Raw genomic sequence first — 6,514 nt, 5'->3', positions numbered from 1 at the left:
GATCACGTCCCTAACCCCGTTCTCATTCCACGAGTACTCGTTGAGAAGACGCTGCGTCTTCTGTGGACCGGCGTCGTGGATGTACTCGGCGAGCGTCCACCCGTTCTTCCGTTCCTTCGACGACAGAAGACCACGCGCGTACGCCTCGGCCTGCCTGCGCGGTTGTTCGCCACCAAGGCTGGCAGCGACACGGGCCAGCAACTCGTCCAACGCGACCTCCCACACCCCGACGTCCACCGTCGCTATGCTCACGGAAGCGGTCGCTGCGAATTCTTCGATTCTCTTCACAAAGTACGGAGAACACGCAGCGGCCGCGTCGCGCATCGCACCACGCCGACCGATTGGGTAGAGACCACAGAGCGATCACTGTTGCTGCCGTACTAGGCACGTGGACAGGCATGACGCCCGTGGCGGGCCCCCGCGGAGGCCCGAGACGTTGTCTCGCCCGCCCACAACTGTCTTTGGACGTATACGTCGGATGACGAAGGTCCCGAGGCGGCCATTCCAACCGACGGATTTCCGCTCCCGTTGTGCCGCGTATCGTCGCCGGTGTGKAGAAGATTACGGTGTTCATCCTCGATGATCACGAGATCGTGCGGGATGGTCTGCGGCGGACGTTGGAACGTCATGACGACATCGAGGTGGTGGGGGAGGCCGGGCTCGTGGCGGAGGCGCTGCGGCGTATACCTGCCCTGACACCGACTGTGGCGATCCTCGACGGGCGGCTGCCCGATGGCAGTGGGATCGATGTCTGCCGTGAGATCCGGTCGCAGTACCCAGGTATCGCCTGTCTGATCCTGACGTCGTTCGATGACGACGACGCTCTCTTCTCCGCGATCATGGCCGGGGCTGCGGGTTACGTGCTCAAGGAGATCCGCGGTACCGATCTGGTGGGAGCGATCCGGACGGTGGCATCCGGGCAGTMGTTGCTGTCGCCGTCGGTGACGCAGCGGGTGCTCGCCCGGCTGCGCGAGGGGCCGAAGCAGGACCCGGTCCTGGCGGAGCTGAGCTCTCGGGAACGCGAGATCCTGGCGCTCGTTGCCGAGGGCCTGACCAACCGTCAGATCGGAACCCGTATCCACCTGTCCGAGAAGACCGTGAAGAACTACGTGTCGAGCATCCTGGACAAGCTCGGGCTGACCAGCCGCACCCAGGCAGCTGTCCTGGCTTCCAAACACCTTGGACAGGAACATCCCGCTCCCTGAGCCGCGCCGTACCGACCTATGGGTGGCCGACCACGCCGGTCGGTCGCCCACTACTCGGTGGCCAGATCGGCGGCGGGGTCCCGATCGCCGCGCTCGCGGGCAGGTTGGCAGGACGGATCCGTCCGGTCCGACGCGCCGCGATGAGGACGATGCTCTTGCCGGACGAGTCTCGTCCTGAGCCGTGCCTGCAGGAGATCGGTCGCCTCGCGCAGCGTCGTCCCCTCCGCTCGTGCCCGTACCGCGCCGCCGTTGACGTCCAGGCTCGCGGTGACCGACGCTGGGACGGCGCCAGCCCCTCCGCCCGCGTCCAGACTGACGCGAATGCGCAGGATCGGCTCGCGGCACAGACGAGTCAGCGCGCTCACCTCCTCCACGGCGTAGTCACGCTCTGGCTGAGACACCGGCCCGGCGACCAGGACCGCGACGCTTTCCCGGTCGACCCTTGACATACTCATCAAGACTTCCTCCCGAGTTTTCACAGCCGCGTCTCCCACGCTGCGCCGAGCTCACACGTCGTCGACTCCGCGCTTGGGAACTCCAAAACCCAGAAGGGCTCCGAACTCCGCGTCCCAGTTGATCAGCCCAGCCTCGACGTAGGCCGGCACGGCTCGGTAGGTACGGTGCAGGAAAGCCGCGACCCGCTGCGCCGGCAGTTCGAGCTCCGCCCGGCCCTCCGGACACGTCAACGTCAACGTCATGACGCGCCCTTTGCGGCCGTCGGTTGGCTGGACACGTACGTCACCGATGTTCGTCGAACGCGAACCGTTGGCGGCGAKCAGGGCCCGCGCGAACGTCCATCTGACGAACTCGCCTGACTCCGCCCGGATGACCAGTGTCACCGCGATGGGGTCGGCCGGGTCGTAGTTCAGGTGGGCTTTCAGGGGCAGCCGTTCCCCGTTGCTCGTGACGAGGAGGACGGGCAGATCGCAGCTCATTTCCTTCATTTCGGCCGACCGATGGTGCAGCATCCGGACCCTCCTCTTCCTAGCCACGAGCCGTGTCGTGCTTGCCCCATCAATATGCTCGCCTGACCCGGGGGCGAGCCGGGACGAACGGTCAGGCTTTGTGGGCTGGATGGACCCCCCGTAGCTACCTGGACGGTTAGGTGGCCGCGGCCTGCTCGCGACCAACGCCGAGGCTCGACGACGGGAAGATCGGCGCCGTCGTCTCCGCGGCCTGTCCCGACGAGCTGGACCTTCACGTCACCGACACCCCACCGGCCGGTGCGCGGCTGCGCGGCGGTAGGGGCATCAACCTGCCGGACACCGACCAGCCGGTCTCTGCACTCACCGCCAAGGACAGGGCCGACCTGACATTCGTCGCCGCGCACGCCGACATCGTGTCGCTGTCCTTCGTCCAGTACCCGGACGACATCGATGCCCTGCACGCCGTGCGGGGGGGTAAGGCCGAGGATGTCGCATACGGCGGCGACCGCCGGTGGGACTGGCAAAGCCGCCTCGCCGATCTCGATGCGGCGCGGTGATTCCCGGGGTGTACCTAGGGTTTTCCCAGCCAACTCCCAGCTTCGATTGCCATCGTCGATGGCATGAGCGCCAGAGGGGTCCCGCCGGACGGGACGATGACGTCCCCAGCCCACGCGAGACTGCCTGGGTCCGTGCGCGTTTCGTCGGCCGGCGGCCCGCCGACCCTGCCCGGCCAGGGAACAAGCGTTCCGCCGGTGGGCACCTTGGCTCGGCGGTCGCGCGTCCTGGGCTCCGCCAGGGGAGGCTGGATCGGCGGACCGCCGGCGGAGTGGGTGCCTCGACGGTCAGCGGGCTGGCGTGAGCGGCTCGCGGTGCGGGTTGGACTCGTGGCCTGGGGACTCCTGGTCGTCGCGTTGTGGTGGACGGACACATCGGCGGGCAGCGTGCACGGCGCCGCCGCCGTGATGACCGACCTAGGCCGGGTCGGTGGGCTGCTCGCGGCCTATCTGATGCTCATCGAACTGTTGCTCATGGCCCGCGTCCCGGTCCTGGAACGTGCTGTCGGGCTGGATCGACTGGCTGCCTGGCACCGCGGTCTGGGGACCAACATCGTGGTGTTGATGGTCGTTCACGTGTTGCTGATCGTCTGGGGTTACGGGCTAAGTGACCATCATCAGCCGGTCTCCGAGCTGTTCACGGTTGTCACCACCTACCCGGAGATGTGGAAGGCGACGATAGGCACCCTGATTTTTGTCGCCGTCGGACTGGTCAGCGCCCGCCGCCTCCGCCCGCGGATCTCATACGAGATCTGGTATCTATTGCACCTGACCGTGTACGTTTCGGTTCTCTTGGTCTATGGGCACCAGACGGCGAATGGTGCGGAGTTCGTTGGCCACCCGGCGAACCGTGTGGTGTGGCAGTTCATGTACCTGGCTGTCGCGACCTGCCTTGTGGTCTGGCGGMTCGTTCTGCCGCTGGCCAAGATTGCCCGATCTGGGATGCGGGTGGAGCGAGTGGTCCAGGAAGCGCCGGGCGTCGTGTCGGTCTGGATCAGCGGCCGGCATCTGGACCGCCTGGGCGTCCGGTCGGGTCAGTTCCTGCTCTGGCGGTTCCTCGCGCCCGGGCACTGGCTCACCGCCCATCCGTACTCGTTGTCCGCGCCGCCGCGACCAGGTCAGCTGCGCATCACCGTCAAGGCTGCCGGCGACCACTCGGGCGCGATCGCTCGCCTTCGCCCGGGTACCTTCGTCGTCGCCGAAGGCCCGTTCGGACGCTTCACCGCCGAGCGGGCGACCCGTGGCAAGGCGCTTCTCATCGCCGGAGGCAGCGGCATCGGGCCGGTGCGGGCGCTCGCCGACGACCTGGTCGCCCGAGGCGACGACGTCATCGTCGTCCATCGGGTGCGTACCTCCCGGGATCTCGCGCTGCGGCAGGAGCTCGAGCGGATGGGCCAGGAGCAGCGCCTGCTGATGCACGGCGTCGTCGGCTCCAGGAAGGAACTTGGCTACGACCCACTGGCCGCCGACCTGATCGAGGCGTCGGTGCCCGATGTCATCGAACGGGATGTCTTCATCTGTGGACCGACTGGCTTGACCCATGGGCTGGTCCGTTCGCTACGGACGCTGGGTCTGCCGGACGAACAGATCCACACCGAGGATTTTTCGTTCCAGTGATCCTCCTCCCGTGCGGTCCGGCGACCGTGCCCGTTCCGGGGTGTGCCCTCCGCGCCGCGTCTCGGTGGAGTTCCTTTCACCCCGGACCGCCACCTGCGCGATGGCGATTCCACTTCTCTGCTGGAAGGAGGTGAGCGGCGCCGTGCGCCGGCTTCGGCTGGCCGGGACGCGGGCCGTGACCTCAGATGAATCTCAACGCGGGAAAGGCCTATCGGGCTCGGCTTGGGCTTGCCGGTCTGCTCGGCACCGTCGTCGTGGTGGTCGCGGGCAAAGCTACGGCAGGACCCGATGGGCAGGCGGTCGCCGCGGTCTCCATGCCTGGCGCGACGGCGGGAGCGGACCAGCCGACCGCGAGCGAAGGTCCCAGCACCACCGCGGCAGCGACCACCCCTGCGCCTACGTCCTCCGCCTCTCCCACGCCCGTAGCCGGCTCCGGTGCCTCGAGCGGTTCGTCGGGCTCCGCCTCGCCGCCACTGTCGACCGGCACGAGGACGGTGATCGGCGACGTGGAGGACGCCCGCTACGGACCGGTGCAGGTCAAACTTGTCATCACCGGTACCACGATCACCGACGTCATCGCCCTGCAGTTGCCGAACCAGGAACGGCGCGACGTCGAGATCAATGACCAGGCGGTGCCCATCCTGCGCCAAGAGGTCCTCACCGCGCAGAGCGCCCAGATCGACACCGTGTCCGGTGCCTCATTCACCAGCAGTGGCTACGCGTGGTCAGTGCAGTCAGCGATCGACAAGGCCGGACTCTAACCATGGGCAACGGCACAACAGGCCCGCGGCGCGCTGCCTGCGAGGGCAAACGACGCCGGGTGCACCCGGAGCCAGTGATGGGGACCGTCGTCTGCATCGACGTGCGCCTTCAGACCGAACTGATGATCACGTCCGGGCTCGCCGGACCGGCGGGCCGCGGCCAGGACACCGTCGGGTCGGCCGTTGACGTGGCGATTGCGTCCGTGGTCCGCGCGCTGCACCAGCCGGACGACGACTTCAGCACATTCAAGCCCGCATCGTGGGTGTCCCGCCTTGGCCGTAACGAGATCAGTCTCGGCGACTGCCGGACCGTCGCCGGCCCGGCCGCCTCGCGTCCGGCTCCGTTCCTGGTTCCGAACAGCCTGCCCGTCGCCACAGCCCTGCCCRCTGCCTCGTTCGCCCCTCGCGGCGCATGACATGGCTCTGGCGTGGCCCCAGGCGTAACTCGCTGACACGCGAGAAGCTGGACGCACGCTCTCCAACGCCTGAACGCGCGGCGTCCGGGACCGAACGGACGACTGCCTCCGGCGGTGGCCTGCCAGAACCGACCACCGACGCAGCGGACGTGCACGGCGTCGGCGAGGGCCGGTTACCGGGACCGCCGAGCCGAGCGCCGGACGGCACGTCTGGCCAGGTAAGCGAATCTCTCGCGGGCGCACGCGACACTGGATGGGTGATGGCACGGATGTACCCCTTGACGGGCGATCAACCAGCGCCCCCGGCCTCGACCGGGGGCACGGCGAACCAGCGAGCGCGGATCCTGGTGGTCGACGACGAGGAAGCGATCACCGACCTCGTCGCGATGGCGCTGCGGTACGAGGGATTCGACGTCGACACGGTTCAGTCGGGCCAAGCCGCGTTGACCAAGGTCGCGCTCGACCCGCCGAGTCTCCTGGTCCTGGACGTGATGCTCGCCGACATCGACGGGTTCGCCGTCTGCGAGCGGTTGCGCGACGCCGGTCACGGCGTCCCAACACTGTTCCTGACGGCACGGGACACGACCCAGGACAAGGTTCGCGGCCTGACGCTTGGCGGCGATGACTACGTGACCAAGCCGTTTGCCGTGTCCGAGCTGGTCGCGCGGGTCCGAGCCATCCTGCGACGCACCGGTTTCGCGGTGCCGGGCGACGGCCACCCGGCCCCGCTGCGCTTCGCCGACCTGGAGCTCGACACCCGGACGCGCGAGGTCCGCCGCGGGGGCCGGCTCGTCGAGCTCACGGCCACCGAATACCGCCTGTTGCTGTTCCTGCTGAGTAACGCCCGCACCGTGCTCACACGTGCCCAGCTTCTCGACCACGTCTGGGGACATGACTTCAGCGGGGACGGTGGCGTTCTGGAGACCTACATCAGCTATCTGCGCCGCAAGGTCGACAACGCCGAACCGGCATTGATCCACACTGTGCGTGGAGTCGGCTACGTGCTACGCCTGCCCCGCTGAGCCGGAACAGCCC

General features: G+C 67.9%; 8 protein-coding genes and 1 pseudogene. 6 read left to right on the top strand and 3 right to left on the bottom strand.

The window, feature by feature from the left end; translation table 11 throughout:
- A pseudogene (locus tag BL253_RS45420) lies at positions 1-324 on the bottom strand (hypothetical protein); the annotation flags it as partial.
- 227 nt (positions 325-551) lie between these two features.
- Between BL253_RS45420 and BL253_RS19010 the strand changes: the two are divergent.
- Positions 552-1,205, top strand: coding sequence for a response regulator (locus BL253_RS19010; RefSeq protein ID WP_198946315.1), 654 nt, complete (start codon positions 552-554; stop codon positions 1,203-1,205).
- A gap of 50 nt (positions 1,206-1,255) precedes the next feature.
- On the opposite strand, the gene BL253_RS19005 is transcribed toward BL253_RS19010, so the two are convergent.
- The gene (locus tag BL253_RS19005; RefSeq protein ID WP_131831524.1) at positions 1,256-1,660 is read right to left on the bottom strand and encodes an HPF/RaiA family ribosome-associated protein; all 405 of its coding nucleotides are present in this window, start codon (positions 1,658-1,660) and stop codon (positions 1,256-1,258) included.
- 51 nt (positions 1,661-1,711) lie between these two features.
- The gene (locus BL253_RS19000; protein WP_081438452.1) at positions 1,712-2,173 is read right to left on the bottom strand and encodes an SsgA family sporulation/cell division regulator; all 462 of its coding nucleotides are present in this window, start codon (positions 2,171-2,173) and stop codon (positions 1,712-1,714) included.
- Between the two features lie 137 nt (positions 2,174-2,310).
- Here BL253_RS19000 and BL253_RS18995 point away from each other — a divergent pair, with 137 nt between their 5' ends.
- The 5 genes from BL253_RS18995 (at position 2,311) to BL253_RS18975 (ending at position 6,501) form a co-directional block, all read left to right on the top strand.
- Positions 2,311-2,688 (top strand): pyruvate kinase, encoded by a 378-nt coding sequence (locus tag BL253_RS18995; RefSeq protein ID WP_076818450.1) that lies wholly within the window; start codon positions 2,311-2,313, stop codon positions 2,686-2,688.
- Between the two features lie 96 nt (positions 2,689-2,784).
- Positions 2,785-4,302, top strand: coding sequence for a ferredoxin reductase family protein (locus BL253_RS18990; RefSeq protein ID WP_420801686.1), 1,518 nt, complete (start codon positions 2,785-2,787; stop codon positions 4,300-4,302).
- A gap of 494 nt (positions 4,303-4,796) precedes the next feature.
- Positions 4,797-5,063: an FMN-binding protein gene (locus BL253_RS43850; protein WP_241834930.1), complete on the top strand. Its 267-nt coding sequence runs from the start codon at positions 4,797-4,799 to the stop codon at positions 5,061-5,063.
- 77 nt (positions 5,064-5,140) lie between these two features.
- The gene (locus BL253_RS18980) at positions 5,141-5,479 is read left to right on the top strand and encodes a hypothetical protein (RefSeq protein ID WP_076818448.1); all 339 of its coding nucleotides are present in this window, start codon (positions 5,141-5,143) and stop codon (positions 5,477-5,479) included.
- Between the two features lie 269 nt (positions 5,480-5,748).
- Positions 5,749-6,501, top strand: coding sequence for a response regulator transcription factor (locus BL253_RS18975; protein WP_081438461.1), 753 nt, complete (start codon positions 5,749-5,751; stop codon positions 6,499-6,501).
- Positions 6,502-6,514: the final 13 nt, after the last annotated feature.

The sequence above is a fragment of the Pseudofrankia asymbiotica genome, from assembly GCF_001983105.1.
GTDB lineage: Bacteria > Actinomycetota > Actinomycetes > Frankiales > Frankiaceae > Pseudofrankia > Pseudofrankia asymbiotica.
The sequence above is the reverse complement of the archived record's forward strand: the minus strand, read 5'-3'. Positions and strand labels throughout refer to the sequence as shown.